We start from the raw sequence: 18,922 nt of genomic DNA, 5'->3' as shown, positions 1-18,922 counted from the left end.
GTCATAAGTTCGTTTACACCAGCTGTCGGGCAGCAGGCCTCGACACAGCAAACGACTGCGCAGCAAACACAAACCTCGACACAGCAAACATCCGTGCAGCAGACAACCGTCGCACCGACAGTTGTGCAGCAGACACCCAGCCAGCAATTGATCGCACAACGGGCACAGCGAAACCCGGCCCGAAGGGTCGGCCTGCCGACCGGTCAGCAGATTGGGACCGGGACCGGCCTGAGTGTGACCCTGGATTATCTCTCGTCGCTCAGACATGACAGCAATCTTCGCCTGACCGATCCTTCGCTTGGGTCCACGACCTGGTGGGAGAATACGCTGGCATTGGGTATTCTGAAGCAGACCTCGGATTCGAGATTGGCTCTTGACCTTTCCGGACTGTACCGGATCGCCAATGAGCCGATTATCGGGACGGATTCCAGCTTTGCGGACCCGTCTGCCCGCCTGTCGTATCAGCGGTCGCGCCAGAACAGCCAGCTTGACCTGCTATTGGATTACCGCGAACAGGATCTGGCTTTTAATCGTTCACTGACCGACACCAATCTGGATGGCAGAATCGATGCCGCCGATGTGACCGGAACCATCGGGGATCAGGTCAACTCCTTGGGCAACCTGAATTGGCAAACCGGCCTGAATGATCCAATCGGGTTCCAATTCATCTACGGCTATAGCGAACGCACTTATACAAACACGATCGATCCGAACCTGTTCGACAACAAATCAAGCGATTACACGGCGATCACAACATTGCGGGTGTCACCGGTTTTCCAAGCCAACTTGCGTCTCGGCTACACTGATTTCTCGGCAGAAGACAACGTGCGAACCGATGAGCAAACAACGGTTGTGACAGTAGGGGGGACCTATGACATATCCCCTGTCACCACCGTCAGTGCGAATATCGGTTACAGTCAGGTGGATGACACGCAGCGCACAACCAATACCAACACCGTGACCGAGGATTTCGTCTGGGATTTCGCATGGAACAAAACCCTGCCAGATGGTTCGGCGGATTTTCAGATTGACCAGACATTCGGGGTCAATGGGTCACGGATAAACGCAACGGCCGGCCGCAGTTTTCAGCGCGCCAACGGACTATTCAGCTTCAACCTGGGCCTGACCAGAGGACCATTCGACGAAGTCACACCGATCGGGCAGCTCGACTACAGCTATCAGCTGGCCAGTTCCCGGATCGGAGCAACGGTGCAACGCCGGGTCGGCACCAGTACGCAGAGCATAGAAACACGTGAAACATTGGTGTTTCTGACATATGACTATTTCATCAACCCGGTATCGGGTCTGTCTTTCAGCGTCGATTACATCGACCAGGAAGACGAGGGAACCGGTCAACCCAACCCGCGCCAGCGCGGTACGTTCAGTGCGTCCTATACACGGGCGGTCACGAAAGACTGGGCTGTAAACGTGGGGTACCAATATGAAATGGACGATCAGAACGGCTTTAAGGCAACCTCAAACTCGGTCTTTCTGACTTTGGGCCGACGCTTTTCTCTCAAACCCTGACGTTCATTCACGCGGTTCATGATATCGACAATCAGGACATCCCGCGCCCAATGTCCCGAAAACGGATCAAAATAGCGGGAACTTGAGCCGTCATAATTTCAGGCCACACCTTATTGTGCATGATGGACCGTGATGCATCACCTCGATTCGAAAAACAGCCGCAGTAATATCCTTGAAGCGGCCAGAAGAGGCTTGCCGGTCATGAACACCGTCGGGCTGTTCTGGTTTGTCCTGCTGCTGCTTGGATCGGTACCCGTCTTCTGGATCGGGATCGTGTCTCTGGGCGCCGCCTGGAGCACCCCCGAATACAGCCATGGCCCGCTGATCCCGATCATCTCGCTGTATCTGTTCCTGCGTGAATTGCGGGATATGCCGCCCCCCAACCCGGTTGTGCATGATCGCTGGCCGGGCGTGCTTGTGATTGCCGTGGCCCTGATCATCGCCATTCTGGGCAACCTGGCCCGTATTCCCGATATCGTCACCTATGCCATGATCATCTGGGTGGGCGGCGTCATGCTGACCGTGTTCGGCTGGCAGCGGGGCAAATACCACCAGCTGCCCGTGCTGCATCTGGTGTTCATGCTGCCGCTGCCGCAGTTCGTCTATTGGAAGCTCACGATCTTCCTGCAATGGATTTCGTCCGAACTGGGCGTCTGGTTCGTGCAGATGGCCGGTGTTTCGGTTTTCATCGAAGGCAACATCATCGATCTGGGGGTCTACAAACTGCAGGTGGCCGAGGCCTGTTCCGGGCTGCGCTATCTGTTCCCGATCCTGAGCTTCTCGTATCTCTTTGCCCTGCTTTACCGTGGCCCGATCTGGCACAAGGTGGTTTTGCTGGTTTCGGCGGCCCCTCTGACCGTGCTGATGAACTCGATCCGCATTGGCGTGATCGGCGTGCTGGTTAATCAGCACGGCATCGAGCAGGCTGAAGGCTTCATGCATTTCTTTGAAGGCTGGATCATCTTCCTGCTCTGCGTCGCCATTCTGTTCCTGATGGCCATCGGCTTGCAGCGCCTGGCGCCGAATCCGCAACCCTTTGCCGAGACCATTGATCTGGATACCCAGGGGCTGGGTTCTGTTGCCTTGCGTATCTTTGGCATTCGCGCATCGGTGGCGCTGGCGGTTGCGGCCCTTCTGACGCTTACGGTTTCAACCGCCTGGACCCTGCGGCCCGCTTCCGAAGTGCGGCCTGTGGAACGTGACCCGTTTGTACTGTATCCACGGCAGCTTGGCCCCTGGTCCGGGTCGCCCACCACGTTGGATCCACAGGTAGAACAGGTTCTGGGTGCCAGCGATTACCTCAATGCCACCTATATCAACACCGGATCGGGCGATTTCGTGAACATGTTCGTGGCCTTTTACGACAAGCAGACCGACGGCGACGGCATCCATTCGCCCGAAGTGTGCCTGCCGGTGGGCGGTTGGGAAATCTTCAGCCTTGAACCGTATGAGATCAACCCCGGCAACACGCCTTATGGCCGCTTTACGGTCAACCGCGCCGTGATCCAGAAAGAGCTGTCAAAACAGCTGGTCTATTACTGGTTCGAACAGCGCGGCAAGCGTATGGTCAATGATTTCCGCGCCAAGATGAGCGTTATTCAGGACGGCTTCACCATGGGGCGCACCGATGGCGCTCTGGTCCGGTTTGTGACCCCCATCCTGCCCGGTGAAACCGAAGCGGATGCGGATGCAAGGTTGCAACGTTTCATGGAGCCAAGCCTGAACCGCCTGCCCCGCTTTGTACCGTTTTGAGGAGGAAATTCGGCGCTCAGGCTTCTAAGCCTTTGACGCCAAGTCATCGCAGTTGGATTTTGAGTGGTCGCGATAAGAAAAATAGATTGCACAATGATGTGCTATCGGTACCTGATGGATCAGTTTTTAGTTTCTAGTATATGGTTAGAAAAGTGCCTGCGGCAGAAATGATTACGACACCTCAAAGCCGTTCTCTGCGACCAGTTCTGGCACTGACTCTGCTTGCCAGCCTTATCCCCTTGTGCGTGACACCCGTTCTGCCACTGACGGATTTCTACGCTCATATCGCCCGTTACTACATTCTGGCCAATCTTCCGGACTCGACCACACTGCAACAGAACTATGAGGCGGCTTGGCAACTGCTGCCCAATCTCGGGCTGGATGTTCTGGGCACGGGTATCATGAAAGTGCTGCCCCCGCTTTTGGGTGCCAAGCTGATCGCTGGCCTGATCATTGCGGCCCCGTTCGCGGGAATTTTGTACCTGTCACGTGTTCTGCACGGCCGCCTCTCGGCACTGACCGTATTTCTGGCCGGTTTGGTGGCGTATAACCATATCCTGATCTGGGGTTTTTCGAATTTCCTGCTTGGGTTGGGGGTTCTGCTGGGCGCAATCGGATACTGGATTGCGACACAGGACCGCCCCGTCCGGCAACTGGCTGTCACGGCTTGCCTGGGGCTGATCCTGTTTTTCATTCACGGGCTGGCCTTTGCGCTGTGGGGGCTGCTGCTGGGTATGGTCGAACTGTCGCTTGCGTTCCGATCAGGCTATCCCGGGCTACCGGTTTTGTTGCGTAAAGCCGCAAGACTTGCATCGATCGCCATCGCACCGGCCGTGATCTTCCTGCAAACGAAAACCGCAAGCGGAGGCGTCGCCACGCCTGTCTCGAACCTACTGGCTCATGCCGAGCAAGGAACATTGTGGGCACGCCTGAGCACCGAGGCCTATCTGCGCGTCGACGGGTTCCTGCGCGTGGCTGAATCCACATGGCGCACGTTCGACTGGGGTTTTGGCGTCCTGTTATGGGGCGTGCTGATCGGTGGCCTCATCACCGGGATATGGCGGATCGACCGGCGTATGAAGCTTGCCGTGGCGCTGTGCGGTTTGCTGATCCTGATAACCCCTCCGAACCTGTTCGGCGTCGGACATCTGAGTGAGCGGATCCCGCTTCTGATGCTGGCCCTTCTGGCCGCCAGCCTGTCTCTGAATCCCAGCGCCAGGCTGCGATCACAACAAATAGCTGTTGCGGCGATCGCCGGGCTGTTTCTGTTGCGCAATCTGATGTTGACCGTCGGGTGGTATCAGGATGGCAAAATTTACGCCTCTTATCTTGAGGCGTTGAACCTCCACGACACGCGCAGTCTGGGCGCCGGGGCTTATGTGGAAGACGCAAAGGACTCGTGGGTTTTCAAGCCCAGTTGCAGACCCTTGTCCTTTCTCATGATCTTCAACGGTACAGCAGTTCCGACCTTTGCCAACCCCACACAGCAACCGCTGCGGATAGTTGGGCCGTTAGCCAGTGTGCAAGGCGCAGTTCAGAAAATTGCGCTGGAGGCCAATCACACGCTGCCATCGGCCTTGAATGCATTATCGAACGCCAAAGCCGATACAATCGTGACATGTTCCACGGAATCGTTTCCGCCACAGGTTCCGGGTTTCGAGATACTTGCAGCAACTGAACCGTGGATATTGTATCAAAGGATAACTTCCAAATAATTACGGACCCATATGTTTACGCCACCAACCCAGAGGACTCGCGGATGAAAGACCAGGATGCGCATGCAGCCTCGGGCAATCCTACGCGCTGCTATATCGCGGACCGGGCAGACGGGCGGGACAACAATTTCAACCTGATCCGGATTCTTGCCGCCAGCGGCGTGCTTGTATCGCACGCCTATCCGCTCAGTTGGGGTGGTGCGGTTGGTCAACCGTTTGAAACTGCTCTTCACGGGCTGTCCCTGGGCATGGTGTGCGTATGGATCTTCTTCGCCATTTCAGGATTCTTCATCACACGCAGCTTCGATAGAAAACGCTCTGCCAGTTCATTTCTGATCGCCCGCGCGCTGCGTCTGTTTCCGGCACTTGCGGTCGTGACAGGGATTACGCTCTTGGTTGCCGGGTTCATACTGACACAGGCCCCTGCATCCGTTTTCTGGGCGCAGGCCGGGGAATTTTTTGTGCGCAACATGCTGCTGTTCAAGATTCAATACGTGTTGCCCGGCGTGTTCGAATCCAACCCGTACGGCCCTGCAATCAACGGCTCACTCTGGTCGCTGTCTTACGAGGTCACCTGCTATATCGGTGTATTGATCTGCGGCATCCTAGGCATTCTGGGTCGGAAAAAAATCTTTGCGGTTGTTACCCTGCTGTTCCTGGTCGTCTATGCGGTGGCCATGGTGACCGATCTGAACCCGCGCATCGAGCAGCTCACCCGGCTTGGCCTCCCTTTTCTCACGGGGATGGTCTTTTATATCTGGCGCCAGCACATCCCGCTGTCCCCGACCCTCTTCATCACGGCAACGGCGCTGTCCATAGTGGCCTGGTTCACACCGCTGTTTCTGCCGGTCTTTGCCGTCTGCCTGTCATATGTGGTGTTTTTCTTGGGTTACGCGAAAACGCCTCTGCTGCTGCACTACAACAAGCTGGGCGACTATTCCTACGGGGTCTATATTTATGCCTTTCCCATCCAGCAGTTGGTGGCGCAGGCCGGGGTCACCACCCCCATCGTCAACATGGCCATGTCATTTCCACTAACGATGATCTGCGCGATGCTGTCATGGCATTATGTTGAGGCCCCTGCCATGCAATTGCGGCACCGGAAGGCTCAAAAGCCCCTGAAGGCCAAACAGGCTGCTGAATAGCAGACCTTACCCCTTCCAGATCCGCTGATACGCCGCGATCAGCGCGGGCACCTGATGCGGCCAGGCCATCTCGGCCTCGACCCGGGCGCGGCCATAGCGGCCCATGGCGGTGCGGCGGGCGTCATCTGCCAGCAGCTCGGTGATCTTGTCGGCCATATCCACCGGATCGTTGGCCTTGGCGTAAAGCGAGGCCTCCTGCGCCGAGAACCGCCCTTCGGTCACGTCGAACTGAACGATGGGTTTCTCGAAGGCCATGTATTCGAGGATCTTGTTCATGGTGGATTTGTCGTTCATCTCGTTCACCCGGTCCGGGTTCACGCAGACATCGGCGGTTGACAGGATCTCGAACAGATCATGATCGGGGGCGCGGCCAGTGAAAGTGACATACTCTGACAGGCCCATTTCAGCAGATTGTTCGCGCAGCTTGTCCAGGCTGGGCCCCCCGCCCACAAGGCAGAACTGGATATCGTCGCGGCCCTGAACCTTGACCAGATGCGCCACGGATTCCAGCAGCAGGTCGATCCCTTCCTGATCACCCATGACGCCGACATAACCCACCATGTATTTCCGCCCGTTGCGCCAGGCCGGGTTCGGCGGCAGATGCTGCAACCGGCTGAGGTCGGGGCCCGATCGGACGACAAACACATCCTCGGGCGCCATGCCGCCGCGTTCGATGGCGATCTTGCGATAGCTTTCATTGGTGGCAATCGACACACGGGCCGAGGCAAAGGTCAGCCGCTCGAACGTTTTCATCAGTTTCCAGAAGAAACCGCGCTTGTTGAACTTGGCCTCGTAAAGCTCAGGGTTGATGTCGTGGTGATCGAACAGATAGCGCACGCCAAACAGCTTGAAGGGCAGTGCCACCAGAAAGATCAGATCGGGCGGGTTGCAGCCATGGATGACGTGAAAGCCGCGGGTGAATTTGATCTTCAGCGACAGCCAGCTTTCCCAGAACAGCGCCGCGCCATATTCCAGCAGATACCCCAGCGCCCCGCTGGCATCCAGCGGCAGCGGGTGGCGATAGACCTTGATGCCCTCGTCTTCCCACACGCGTTCCTCATGGCCCTTGCCGGTTGGGCAGATGACCGAGACCAGCGCGCCTGCGGCGGCCAGCGTGCGCGCCTCCATCCAGACGCGGCGGTCAAAGGGGACGGGCAGGTTTTCCACCACGATCAGAACCTTGAGGCCCTTCAGGGGCTGGCTCTGGCGCAGCTCTTCGAACGAGATCGGCTGAACGGCGGGCACAGGGCTAGTCATATTCATAGGTTCTTACCACCTCTGCATCACCCAGGTTCAGATCATTCACGATCCGGTTTGAACCGACCACCAGATCCCAGGGCCCGGCCTCGGCCGTGGCGCGGTCTACCAGCAGGCTGCCCACGTTGGGCAGGTGGGTAAAGGCATAACCAAGGTTCTGCCCCCGCAGATCGGCCGGTTTGATGGCCGGATCATAGATCGACAGCTGATAGCCCGCCTGCAACAGGCGCCGGGCGATATCGACATTGGGGCTTTCGCGCAGATCATCGGTTCCGGCCTTGAAGGCCAGCCCGGCCATCAGCACCCGGCCCCCATCAGGCAGCCGCGCCATGATATCCTGCGCCTGATAGGTTTTATGCGCCTGATTGGTCTGCAACAGGCTGTCGATCAGATGCGTATGCGCCCCCACCTCACCGGCGATATGTTGCAACGCACGCACATCCTTGGGCAGGCAGGACCCCCCGAACGCGCCCCCCGGACGGGTGTAATAGGCCGAGATGTTCAGCTTGGTGTCCGAGACGAAAATCTCGTGCATGGTTTTTGCCGACACGCCCATGCTGTGACAGATGCGGCCCACCTCATTGGCAAAGGCCACCTTGGTCGCGTGCCAGGTGTTGTCGACGAATTTGGTGATCTCGGCCTCTTCGAACGCGGTATAGAACACCGGCGCATTCAGGCCTTCGTGCATCTCGTCCATCACCGCCGAGCGATTTCCGTCTGCCGTGCCGACAACGATCTTGGGCGGGTTGAAGAAATCATCCACCGCCGAAGCCTCGCGCAGGAATTCGGGGTTATAGACAATCTCGATCGCCTGACCCGTCCGATCGCCCAGATAGCTTTGGAAGATCGGCTCGATCAGCTGCCGCACCGTGCCCGGCCGGAAGGTGGATCGGTACGCCACGGTCAGCGGTCGCGCGCGGTCGGGCGAAACGGCCTTGGCAATCTGCCGCGTCACCTCGGCCACGAAATTCATGTTGTGCGACCCGTCAGTGGAACTGGGCGTGCCGACGCAAACGATGGCCAGATCCACATCCGACAGGTCGGGGATTTCAACCGTGGCGCGGATCAGGTTCTTTGCAAGCGCCTCGGTCAGCAGTTCGGCCACCTTGGGTTCCTTGATCGGAGGCTGCCCGGCATTGATTTCCGAGACCTTGTCGGCATTCACATCGACGCCGATCACCTCATGCCCCTCACGGGTCAGACAGCACGCTGCCGTGAACCCCACATACCCCAGACCAAAAATCGCAATCTTCATACCATTACACCATTTTGAACCCCGGCTTCCGGGCACTGGCCGCCACCGGACACATATCAGGCATCACATACTTGACGCGCTTGCCCATGAGGAGCCTGATCTGAGACACTGGGCCAGAAATTCTCCTTGAAACAGCAGATAACTTTCGGACACTAGACCCGCAGGTATCACCGAGTATGAAACAACCTTCTGACATTGAAAGAAAATCATGTGATTTCGACATAAAAAAGCGCGGTCTTCCTTGAGTAACAGCGACCCCGCCCAATTGCCAGAACGGCACTTCTCTATCTGGTTGGAATACCTGAGAGAGGAGATAAAAAGGAAACACTAACCCGGTATTCTGTTGTTTGTTTTGAATGTGGAAAGACAAAGCTGTTGAAGCCTTCGCCTAAATCCGAACCGACCGGTGCCGCAGTCCCGCGCGGCTCACCCCTTGTCGTCGGGGCCGCAGCACTGTTTGCGTCGGGTGTTTTCAGCCAGTTTCTTGGTCTGCTGACGCTTATCGTCACTGCCCGCCTGCTGACCCCGACGGATTTCGGTGTAATCGCCTATTTCGTCATCGCAGTGGCCTTGCTTGAAATCGCGCAGCGGGCGATTTCCATGACCCTGATCCGGCAACCCGAGGTAACCGAAGCGCACCTCAATACAGTTTTCACGATGCAGCTGTTGCTGGGCACTTCCGCCGCTGGCCTGATCTGGATCAGTGCACCCCTGATGGGGTTTCTGGGCTTGCCTGCCCTGACCGAGCTGATACCCGCCCTATGCCTGATCGCCATCGTCAGTTCGCTCAAAAGCACACGGTTTCCCTTGCTGGAAAGGGATCTCAGGTTTGGATTCGTGGCTGGTGAAGAAGCCATCAGCCGCATCACATATACGTTGTTCGCAGTATGCCTTGCCTGGTTCTGGCGCGATTTCTGGGCCATTGTGGCAGCCAATTTCCTGACTCAGGTCGCACGCGTCATCTGGTCCTTTTCCGTCGCACCGATGCGGCCCCGGCTGACGCTCAGATGCTGGCATGACTGTATCGACGTATCATCATGGTCACTGGGCGCACAGATCACGCAATTCCTGACGACCAACATGCCGCAAATCATTATCGGAGCCACGTTGGGGCTGGCGGATGCGGGTATTTTCAGAATCGGCTTTCGCCTTGTGTCGCTGTTCACCAGCCAGGTCATCGGGCCACTTGAGCGGGTGATCTATCCCGGGCTCGCCAGCATCTCCAGAACTCAGGGCAACGACCGCGAAGCCTTTGAACAGGCCAATGCCATTCTGCTGGGCATCATCATTCCCGTCAGTGTCGGAATGGCGCTGGTCGCAAATCACCTGATCGTCGTGGTGGCCGGATATGAATGGCTGGCAGCCTCTCAGGTCATCTGGGTGCTCGCCCCGCTCAAGGCCATTGAAACGCTACAAGCCAATGTCCGTTCGGCAAGCTATGTGCAGGGTGACACGAAACGGCTGTGCCTGCGCAACAGTATCCTGCTGGTCGTAACAACCATACTGGTGCTGCTGGGATCCAACTATGGATTTGTGGGCGCGATCCTCGGATCCGGCGCAGCCAGCCTGTTCGCGATTGGCCTGGCGCTGGTCATGGCCAAGGATTTTGGAACCGGGGGGCTTCTTACACCCATTCTCATGGCCTGGCGCACCTTCGCCGCGGCCATCGCAATGGTCACCGCGGTTCTCATCGTCAGCAGCGCCTATGGCAGTGGCGACGCAATCGGCTGGGCTTACGATTCAGCCGAAGACCTGCCCCTGCTGCGCATCCGCTTTGCCGTCAAGGTCATCGTCGGCGTGTTCACCTATATCGCGACCCATCTGTTGCTTTGGCAGCTGTCGGGGCGCCCAAAGGGATTTGAAAGCCTGACGCTCGAACTCGCATCGAAACTGCGCAACAGGATTGTCGCCAGGGTGTCCTGAGACACACTCACCCCTGCAATGCCCGCTTCAGTTCCGAGACGATGTAATCAACATGCGCCTCGGAAAGATACTGGTGCAGCGGCAGTGACACGGCGTCATTCTTAAGCGCCATCGCTTCGGCCTGTCCGGTCCAGTCGAGATTACGGTTGAATCCCGCCCACCAAGGTGTTGCCCCGATCCCGCCGTGTTGCAAAGCCTGCACGACACGGTCGCGCTCCTCCACCAACACCGGCATGTTCAGCGGGCAGGTGTCGACCGTCAGCTCGGGCACAAGCATGCGCACACCCGCGACATCAGTCAGAAGTTCACGGTACCTTTCCCAGTTTGCCCGGCGCGTTGCGATGGCCTCGGATACGGAAAACGCCCGCAAGGGGCGGGCCGCAAACGCGCTCATGCGGGTACTGCGCAGAGCCGGATCAAAGTAGTAATGGCTTGGAATATCTTCCAGTTCTCTCTCAGGGCACATGTCCACGGGTATTTGTTCGCCGCCCCGCAACGCTTGCACCAGCCCTTTCAGGCGCGCTGTACCAAGCACATTGCCCAGCCCGGCCCGCAGCAGCATCTTGGTGACCATCTTGCGGGGGGGCGGGCGTGTAAACGGATGCTCAGCATGCAGATCCGGCGCGTTGATCACCAAGGCGCCGCCGCCCAAAACCGGAACAAACTTGTAAAAACAGAAGACCGAAACGTCACCCACCCGGCCTTCGGCGGGGGTCTGACCACTCAGCAGGCTCAGCGCGCAATCTTCGATCAACCGCAACCCGTGCCGGTCACACAGCGCCCGCAGCCCGGTCAGTGAGGGTTGGATCACGCCGAAGTAATGCGTCACGTAAATCGCCCGCGTGCGCTTCGTGATAAGCGGTGCAATGCGATCCGGATCAGCCAGTAAATTGTCCGAGACAGGATACAGCCGGACCGAAAGACCCGCGTCAATCAGCGGGTCAACCTCTGAGCCGCAATTATAGGCTGGCACCAAAACCTCGTCCCCGGGCTGCAAGGCCAAAAGATCACATGCCGCCCGGATCGCCACGCGGGTATTGAAACTCCAGAAAACCGGGCGATTCCGAAACAGGGCTGTATATCCGCCTGCCGGGTCCCGGCGAAACAGATTGGCAAACTGCATGGGCGGGTCGCCGCAATAAAGCGTGGTCTCATGTGTGTTGCTGCTCATGCCAACCCCGCATTTCAATACTGCCGCCAAGTCCGATGATGTGTCAGGCGGTATTCATTACAGTGCCCAACCGGTGAAAACCCCGTTTTCAGGATATTGAGCCTGGAAGGTAAATTGTAATCCCGGCAATTGGTATAAAACCCGTCGATTCCTGCGGATATTTTGCTGGCAACAATCGCGTCCCAAAGCCGGCCCTGCAAATTTCTGCCGCGGTATTGCGGCAGGACATAAACATGCCAGAACAGCTCTTCCGTATCAGTGAGGGGCACAAAGAAATCGCGGCTATGCGCGGCATCCCTAACCCAGGCCACCGCCTGGATGCGCCCCTCTTCCGTCAGCACCCAAAGCTGCCACCCGGCGTCCAGCCATTCCAGCATTCCCCAGTCATGCGCCGCCTCAGGGTCCGTCAGGCTGGCCAGTTCGTCCCTGGTAAGGTCTTCGCGTGATCGGATTTCCCGCACCTGTTGCGCGTCCTGCCCGGCTTGTGAGTGGGCAGCACAACTGGTCGCGCCCAGCCGGAATACCAGATGGCGTTTGCGCACAAAGCTGTCCATCAGGGCCAGCCAAAGCTGCCGGACAAGAACAACCGGCCCACGTCGCGCGGCCCCCCGGATCAGTTGCAATTTGCCTTTCTTGGCCAGATTCATACTTCGCCTTACCAATCGTTCAGGGACCTAACCCGCCGCTGCCCTCTTGAGCTTTTTCAACTGCCCCCGGATCAGATCACGCGCATTTCCCGTCAGGTACACAGACCGGTTCAACACCTTTTCACGTGCTGAAATCCGCTGCACGACACGCGGATTGAACTCTGACTTGTACTTGTGAATGTTGAACTTCTTCTCGCCCGAAACCGGTACGTGATAGCCCTCGACATCCAAGGTGCTACAGCCCTTGCCCTTGGCCCATCTCATGGCCTCCAACCACAAGGCCGGGGCGATACGCAGATTGCCCGCCGCCCGCAGATGATCCGGCTCGGTGGTGAAATGCCGGCCGTGCACAATGTCCCTGCTGCGATACACCAAAAGCCCGGCAAGAAAGGCCTCTTGCTGCCAGGCCATGATCACGGTGCCAATCTCATCGGGCCGCAATACATCTTCAAACATCGCCTCATAGGCGGGAAGGCTCAGCTCGGGCAGCCTGCGCGAAACGCGCAACCGGTTCATGCTCTCGAGAAAAATGCGGAACTCTTCCGGGGTCTGCGCGCTTCGGAACGTCACGCCCTGCCGTTCGGCGCGCCTGACCTCGCGACGGGCGCTTTTGGAAAACGCCGCCATGATCTCTTCGCTCGTGACCGATATGTCGACCCATCCGGTTTCACGAAACTGATCTTCTTCAGCCACGCGCCAACCTGCACAAGACAGCGCGGCATCCAGTGTGTCGGCCTCTTCTTCAGTCCAGAACGGGGTGACAGTCAGGCTGCCGACCCTTGAAAACCCCGGCTGTCGGCACAGGCCATCCAGAAACGTCACCATGTCGGCGGCATCGTCGCAAACCGGGCCGCTCAGGCAGCGGGCCCGGGCCCAGGCGCCGGGCAGATACGGGTGCGGTTCAAGTGAGATCAGAGCGACACCCACAAGCGCCCCATCCCGGCGCGCCGAGGCATAAATCACCTTGCGTTTCAATCTTTGTTCCGAATTCGTAAACAACGGAGATTGCCGCGGATGCTGATGCCGGGCCGCATTCAGAAACGTCATCCATTCGGCATTCCGGTCTGCGGTCAGGGTTTCAGTGCATTCAATCGCAACACTATCTTGCCCTTCAAGTTCCTGCACAGCCAAACTAATACCTCAATATACCGGTTTATTCGCTCTGAATTTCACAGCTACTATTTAACAACAGCCGTCGCTTAATGACGTTGAGTGTATTCATAGATCAGAACAATGGCTAAACAATTTGAAAATGTAAGTGAGTAACGAGAACAGGGTTTCATGACTTCACCGTCACACGGCACGCAGAGCGAATGCGCTGTTTCCATTGTCATCGTGAACTGGAATACCCGGGACATTCTTCGGGACTGCCTGATATCGATTTCCCGGCAGACCCGGAAGCCGCATGAGGTCATCGTCGTCGATAATGCATCAAGCGACGGATCCGTCGATCTTGTCCGTGACGAATTCCCTGATGTTCGCTTGATCGCCAATGACACGAACCGGGGATTTGCCGCCGCCAACAATCAGGGTCTGGAAATCGCACGGGGTGACAATCTGCTGTTGCTCAATCCCGATACCATCATTCTGGATGGTGCGATCGATACCATGCTGGACTGGCTGGATCAGCACCCGGATGTCGGCTGCGCTGGATGTCAGGTCCTGGAAGATGAAACCACCATTCAGCGCACCTGTTTTGCCGACCCGGGTCCGGGAAACCTGGCGCTGATCGAGTTTGGGCTGCACCGCCTGTCTCGGCGCAATCCGCTTCTGGCCCGCGCCGAGTACGGAGACTGGGATCGGCGTTCGCAACGCGAGGTCGACGTCGTCTCGGGCATGTTCATGCTTGTGCCCCGTCGTGTCTTCGAGGCCGTGGGCCTTCTGGACGAGGCATTCTTCGTCTACTCGGAAGAGGCCGACTGGTGCCGTCGCATCCGCGATGCAGGCTGGAAATGCGTGTTCACCCCCGAAGCGCGCATCCTGCACCTTGAGGGAGGCGGCAAAAGCACCGCCCAGATCCGCTCGCGGATGTACGTACAGATGCAGAAAAGCAAGATGATCTATCTGCGCAAACATTATGGCCTTTGGGGCCTGTTCCGCGGCCGGATGGTGTTTGTGGGATCATCCGTATTGCGCTTTGTCATGTCGGTCGCAAATCAGCGGGAAGAAGCTGCCGCGCGGCGGCGTCTGGCCCGGGCCTCGCTGCGCTATCACCTGACCAGCCAGGAGCCGACAGAGTGACCGACACAGACGTCCGGCTGACATTCAAATGGGTTGATGGGGTCACCGGCCTTGAACGCATGACCGATGCGTGGGCCGCACTGGCCCGACAGACCGGCGCGGATATCTATGCCACTCCGGTCTGGGTCCTGACCTGGTGGGCTCATTTTGGGCGCGGTAAAACGCTCCGGACCCTTGTGGCATATGACGCTCAGGGGCAGCTGGTCGCCTTGCTGCCGTTCATGATCTATCCAGTTTGGCTGGGGCCTGTGAGGGTCCGTATCGCCAAATTGGCCGCAACCGATCCCAACACGGTGATTTTCCAACTGGCCGCCACGGAAACCGCGCTAAAGAACAGCTGCGCCGAGGCCCTGAACGGCCTTCTCGGCGATGGCCGGGCGCATCTGGTCAGTTTCACCCCCGCCTCGGAACGCGGCACCATGCTGGCAGCCATCCGCAATGGGGTGGCACCGGGGCTGGCGCTGACCGACACGCCGGCTGGCACCCATACGGTTTTTGAACTGCCCGATACGTTTGAGGGCTATCTTGCCAACCTGTCCAAGAAACGGCGGAGTCAGTATCGACGGGATCTGAAACATCTACAGAATGACCACGGCCTGACAACGCGGATGGTCCATCCTGATGCGCATCAGTTCAGGGATTTCGTCTCCTTCCACAACCGGCAATGGCAGGAGGTTGGAAAAGGAGGCCATTTCGCGGATTGGCCTGGCAGCGCCGCCTTCTACTGCGATCTGGCAGACGCCACCCAGCAGGGGCAGGAAACCTGGTTCGTCGAACAACATGGTCGAAACGGCCCCCTTGCCACCCAATTCTGTCTGGTCGCGGGACAGACCTGCCATTGGCGATTGCCCGCCAGATCGACCGATCCGGAACTGGAACGCCTCAGCCTTGGGAAAATCGGCTTGGTTCAGATGATCGAACAGCTGATCGCCGCTGGCGTGACGCGGATCGAAGCCGGGATTGGCGCATATGGTTACAAGCTGGTCTATGGCGGTGAATCGGTGCCCACTCATCGCCTGATCGTCTCACGGCGATCAGGAATATCCCCTGTCTTGCTGAAGCTCTGCCTTGGTTGGGCGCGTGTGTTGCACCTGGTCTATTACAGGCTCTGGTTCGGGCGGGTTGCACCCCGGCTGAGGGCCGTGATCCCGTTGAAAAACAAATCGCTGTGGTCCAGCTGGATCAAAACAAGAATATGAGGCGGATATGATCGCATATCAGTTCTCTGCACGGGTTCTGCCTGAAGAAAAGTGGCCCGCCCTCAGCGCGTCGTTCCGCGACCTGACCCTTGAACACAGCCTGACCTATGCCCGCGCGGCGGCCCGCCGGATCGGGGCAGACGTACAGTTCCTGATGCTCACCACCCCGGACGGGCAGCCTGTTGCCGCCGCATGTCTGCGCATCAAACATGTTCCTGGCCTGCGGCGTGGCATTGCATGGCTTGCCGCCGGACCGCTGGTGCTGCATGTCGATCGGCCTGATCCCGACGCTGCAACACTGCGTGCCGTGCTGTCCGCACTGCGTACGTATGCTCAGGAGAGCGGGCATATCCTGCGCCTGCGGTTTCCGGCCACACCCTGGCATGATGTTGCATTGTTGGATCAGCTGGCCCGTAGCGAAGCGTTTTTGCCCACCGATCGATCCCCGACCTATCGAACCGTGGTCGTGGATTGTACCCAGGACGAAGATACACTGATGCGTGCCCTGCACGGAAAATGGCGCAACCCCCTGCGCAATGCGCTGAAAGCCGGCCTTGATCTGGATATCGTGCCGATTGCACAGGCAGCCGACCGGTTTCATCCGATGTATACCGAGGTTCAGGCAGCCAAAGGCTTTCGGCCGGATATCCCGCCAGAATTCTATTATGGCCTTGAGGGGGCTGATTTTGCCCATGAGGTTCTGTTTGCCCGCAAGGACGGGGCCGACATTGCCGCGATGACGCTGGGACGGGCTGGGTCCAATGCCGTCTATCTGTTCGGGGCCACTCTGGACACCGGGCGGCGCCTGAATGCCGGGCATTATCTGATGTGGCATTCCATGCTGCGCTGTCGCGACCTGGGCCTGAAGTATTTCGACCTGGGCGGGATAGATCCTGAAGCCAACCCTTCCGTCACACGTTACAAGCTGCGCACGGGCGGCACAGAGCTGCGCGCAGCGGGCCCGTACGAGTTCCGCCCTGCCGGCGCAAGCTCTGCCCTGATCAGCATCGCCGAAACCATTCACGCCCGCCTGAAGAAGCTGCGCTCATGACAAAGCCCATCGGTATCAACTTTCACGGCATCGGAACACCAAAACGCTCTCTGGAACCGGGCGAGGCCCCCTACTGGCTGTCCGTTGGCAAGTTTGAGCGGGTTCTGGACCGGATCGCTGCGGCCCCCAATCCGAGCCGGTTCACCATCACCTTCGATGACAGCAATCTTTCTGATCATGACATCGCCCTGCCAGCACTTGTTACCCGAGGCCTGCGGGCCCGGTTTTTTGTTCTGACCGGACGGATCGGACAGGCCGGATCACTGGATGCAGACCATCTGCGTCGCTTGCAGAATGCGGATATGACAATCGGCAGCCATGGAATTGACCATCTTGCCTGGCCGACACTGGATGACGCTGCTCTGATCCGAGAACTCAGCGAATCCCGCGCGCAGTTGGAAATGATATGCGGCTGCCCGGTGGTCGAAGCGGGCATTCCCTTTGGCCGCTACGATACACGGGTGTTACGTGCGCTGCGCGATGCGGGCTACACTACGGCTTGGTCAAGCGACGGAGGCATCTGGCGCAAAAACGCATTTATACGCCCCCGCACATCGCTGCGCGAGGATATGAGCGATCAGGATTTGAAGGCGATCTTGTCGGGTCACATGCCGCTCGCGCGCCGCTTTCGGCGCGCATTGGGCATGACCCGTCGGCGCTGGACGACCACAGGTTAGCGGGCGCGTGCGACACGCCCGGTAGACAGTTCTCCGGGCAGGGCCTTGGGAAACCGGGTATACCGCATCTTCCGCCCTCCTTCCTCGGCCTGGGCCTGGTCCCCATCCTGACCGGACCCGTCATCCGCATCCAAAAACCAGACCCCCGCACCCAGCAGGAACATCAAAAAACAGAACGTGGCATCCCAAAGATGGACGGTCACCGCAGATACACAAAGGCCCAGAAGCGAAATCAGATATCCAAGGCGCGCATCCGCCATTGCCCCGGTCAGATTTCTGCTGCCAAGCTTAAAGAACGTGACAATCATCGCGCCTACAAGAAGGAACAGGGCCGGAAAACCATGTCGCAATGTGACCACCAGCCAGAAATTGTCGACGCTGCTCAGCAGTACCATCCAGTGGGGGCGCGTCCAGTCATTCAGGCCGATACCGAAGATCGGGTTTCGCAGAATATCGTCGGATGCGAAATTGAACGTATGGATGCGGGCCCATGCCGTACCGGGGGTCAGCGTGAAATGGGTTGCAAAAATCTGGAACATACTCCGGTTCGAGCCAATCTCGGCAATGAAATACAGAACGCAGAATATGCTCAGCAGAACTTTCCATTTCTTCTTGAGGAAACTAAAAATCCAGTTCCATCCCATCAACGCCAACTGAATGACGACATTCAGAAACGCACCCGATGAAAGGGAAAAGAACACCGCCCCCCCTACTACCGAGGTCAGGCCAACCTTCTTGAAGAACGATTTATGCCATCCCAGCACATACCAGGTCAGCGCGAAGGCCGGCGCGCAGAACACGCCGAACAGGATGGGATGCGGCATCGTTGTCTGCGCCCGCAGCAACCCAAGCCGAGGTTCGAAAATCCATTTCTGATAAACGCTTAGAACCTTGCCGAACAGGTTCAACAGCGGGGTCTTGCCCGTAAAGGATTCGAACAAGGCAAAGGGCAGCAAAATGAGGATAAGCAGAAACAGGCATTTCACGAAGTACCGAAACGATTCCAGGTTCCGGATATAGGTTCGGGCAATAAAATAGGGCACCAGGGTTTCGATCATGAACATCCCGATGAACTGCCACATTTGCGCCAAACCATTATTGACAGAAATGGACAGGGCCGACCAAAAGCTGAACATGATCGCCAGAATATCAACGGCCCTGATCTTTCCGGCCTTGCCGCTCAGCCATCCGATGATCGCAGGAAACATGAACAGCAGCAGGATCACCCGATACCCGCTGAGCTTGAGCCCCCCCAGGTGGAAATAGAACGGCATCGCGAAGGAGACAATGAGCAAGGCGAGAACGACCGGCTTTGTCGCCGGGGCGCTGGCTTTCGCTGACAAAACGGCTGTCATCTAAAAT

Annotated in this window: 15 protein-coding genes; 9 read left to right on the top strand and 6 right to left on the bottom strand. The window is 58.0% G+C overall.

Annotated features, from left to right (window positions below):
• Positions 1-93 precede the first annotated feature (93 nt).
• From GS611_RS18490 to GS611_RS18475, 4 genes are all read left to right on the top strand, one after another.
• Positions 94-1,527: a hypothetical protein gene (locus tag GS611_RS18490; RefSeq protein ID WP_171637903.1), complete on the top strand. Its 1,434-nt coding sequence runs from the start codon at positions 94-96 to the stop codon at positions 1,525-1,527.
• Between the two features lie 132 nt (positions 1,528-1,659).
• Positions 1,660-3,279 carry a VPLPA-CTERM-specific exosortase XrtD gene (gene xrtD / locus GS611_RS18485; protein WP_171637901.1) on the top strand — a complete coding sequence of 540 codons (1,620 nt, stop codon included), beginning with the start codon at positions 1,660-1,662 and terminating at the stop codon, positions 3,277-3,279.
• A 167-nt stretch (positions 3,280-3,446) separates the two neighbouring features.
• The gene (locus GS611_RS18480) at positions 3,447-4,994 is read left to right on the top strand and encodes a hypothetical protein (protein ID WP_171637899.1); all 1,548 of its coding nucleotides are present in this window, start codon (positions 3,447-3,449) and stop codon (positions 4,992-4,994) included.
• Positions 4,995-5,038: 44 nt separating this feature from the next.
• Entirely contained in the window at positions 5,039-6,139 is a 1,101-nt protein-coding gene (locus GS611_RS18475; RefSeq protein WP_171637897.1) for an acyltransferase, read from the top strand.
• Between the two features lie 6 nt (positions 6,140-6,145).
• On the opposite strand, the gene GS611_RS18470 is transcribed toward GS611_RS18475, so the two are convergent.
• The gene (locus tag GS611_RS18470; RefSeq protein ID WP_253285134.1) at positions 6,146-7,402 is read right to left on the bottom strand and encodes a glycosyltransferase family 4 protein; all 1,257 of its coding nucleotides are present in this window, start codon (positions 7,400-7,402) and stop codon (positions 6,146-6,148) included.
• Positions 7,389-8,651: a nucleotide sugar dehydrogenase gene (locus GS611_RS18465; RefSeq protein ID WP_171637895.1), complete on the bottom strand. Its 1,263-nt coding sequence runs from the start codon at positions 8,649-8,651 to the stop codon at positions 7,389-7,391. The genes GS611_RS18470 and GS611_RS18465 overlap by 14 nt, the downstream gene beginning before the upstream one ends.
• Before the next feature lie 375 nt (positions 8,652-9,026).
• On the opposite strand from GS611_RS18465, the gene GS611_RS18460 reads away from it, so the two are divergent.
• Positions 9,027-10,574, top strand: a complete 1,548-nt coding sequence (locus GS611_RS18460) for an oligosaccharide flippase family protein (RefSeq protein ID WP_171637893.1) — start codon at positions 9,027-9,029, stop codon at positions 10,572-10,574.
• A 7-nt stretch (positions 10,575-10,581) separates the two neighbouring features.
• Here GS611_RS18460 and GS611_RS18455 read toward each other — a convergent pair whose 3' ends face one another.
• From GS611_RS18455 to GS611_RS18445, 3 genes are read right to left on the bottom strand one after another with little or no spacing between them, the layout of a single operon-like run.
• Complete coding sequence (locus tag GS611_RS18455; RefSeq protein ID WP_171637891.1) at positions 10,582-11,745, bottom strand: DegT/DnrJ/EryC1/StrS family aminotransferase; 1,164 nt, start codon at positions 11,743-11,745, stop codon at positions 10,582-10,584.
• Positions 11,746-11,759: 14 nt separating this feature from the next.
• The gene (locus GS611_RS18450) at positions 11,760-12,392 is read right to left on the bottom strand and encodes a GNAT family N-acetyltransferase (RefSeq protein ID WP_171637889.1); all 633 of its coding nucleotides are present in this window, start codon (positions 12,390-12,392) and stop codon (positions 11,760-11,762) included.
• A gap of 27 nt (positions 12,393-12,419) precedes the next feature.
• Positions 12,420-13,517, bottom strand: coding sequence for a GNAT family N-acetyltransferase (locus tag GS611_RS18445; RefSeq protein ID WP_371732296.1), 1,098 nt, complete (start codon positions 13,515-13,517; stop codon positions 12,420-12,422).
• Between the two features lie 156 nt (positions 13,518-13,673).
• Between GS611_RS18445 and GS611_RS18440 the strand changes: the two genes are divergently transcribed.
• From GS611_RS18440 to GS611_RS18425, 4 genes are read left to right on the top strand one after another with little or no spacing between them, the layout of a single operon-like run.
• Positions 13,674-14,633 carry a glycosyltransferase family 2 protein gene (locus tag GS611_RS18440; RefSeq protein ID WP_171637885.1) on the top strand — a complete coding sequence of 320 codons (960 nt, stop codon included), beginning with the start codon at positions 13,674-13,676 and terminating at the stop codon, positions 14,631-14,633.
• Positions 14,630-15,832, top strand: a complete 1,203-nt coding sequence (locus GS611_RS21340) for a GNAT family N-acetyltransferase (protein WP_171637883.1) — start codon at positions 14,630-14,632, stop codon at positions 15,830-15,832. The genes GS611_RS18440 and GS611_RS21340 overlap by 4 nt, the downstream gene beginning before the upstream one ends.
• 7 nt (positions 15,833-15,839) lie before the next feature.
• The gene (locus GS611_RS18430) at positions 15,840-16,883 is read left to right on the top strand and encodes a GNAT family N-acetyltransferase (protein ID WP_171637881.1); all 1,044 of its coding nucleotides are present in this window, start codon (positions 15,840-15,842) and stop codon (positions 16,881-16,883) included.
• Positions 16,880-17,560, top strand: a complete 681-nt coding sequence (locus tag GS611_RS18425) for a polysaccharide deacetylase family protein (RefSeq protein ID WP_171637879.1) — start codon at positions 16,880-16,882, stop codon at positions 17,558-17,560. Before GS611_RS18430 ends, GS611_RS18425 begins: the two co-directional genes overlap by 4 nt.
• On the opposite strand, the gene GS611_RS18420 is transcribed toward GS611_RS18425, so the two are convergent.
• A complete protein-coding gene (locus tag GS611_RS18420; RefSeq protein WP_171637877.1) occupies positions 17,557-18,915 on the bottom strand; it encodes an O-antigen ligase in 1,359 nt (452 codons plus the stop codon). The genes GS611_RS18425 and GS611_RS18420 overlap by 4 nt on opposite strands.
• Positions 18,916-18,922 lie beyond the last annotated feature (7 nt).

It is taken from the genome of Ruegeria sp. HKCCD6119, assembly GCF_013110585.1.
Lineage (GTDB): Bacteria > Pseudomonadota > Alphaproteobacteria > Rhodobacterales > Rhodobacteraceae > Ruegeria.
The sequence above is the reverse complement of the archived record's forward strand: the minus strand, read 5'-3'. Positions and strand labels throughout refer to the sequence as shown.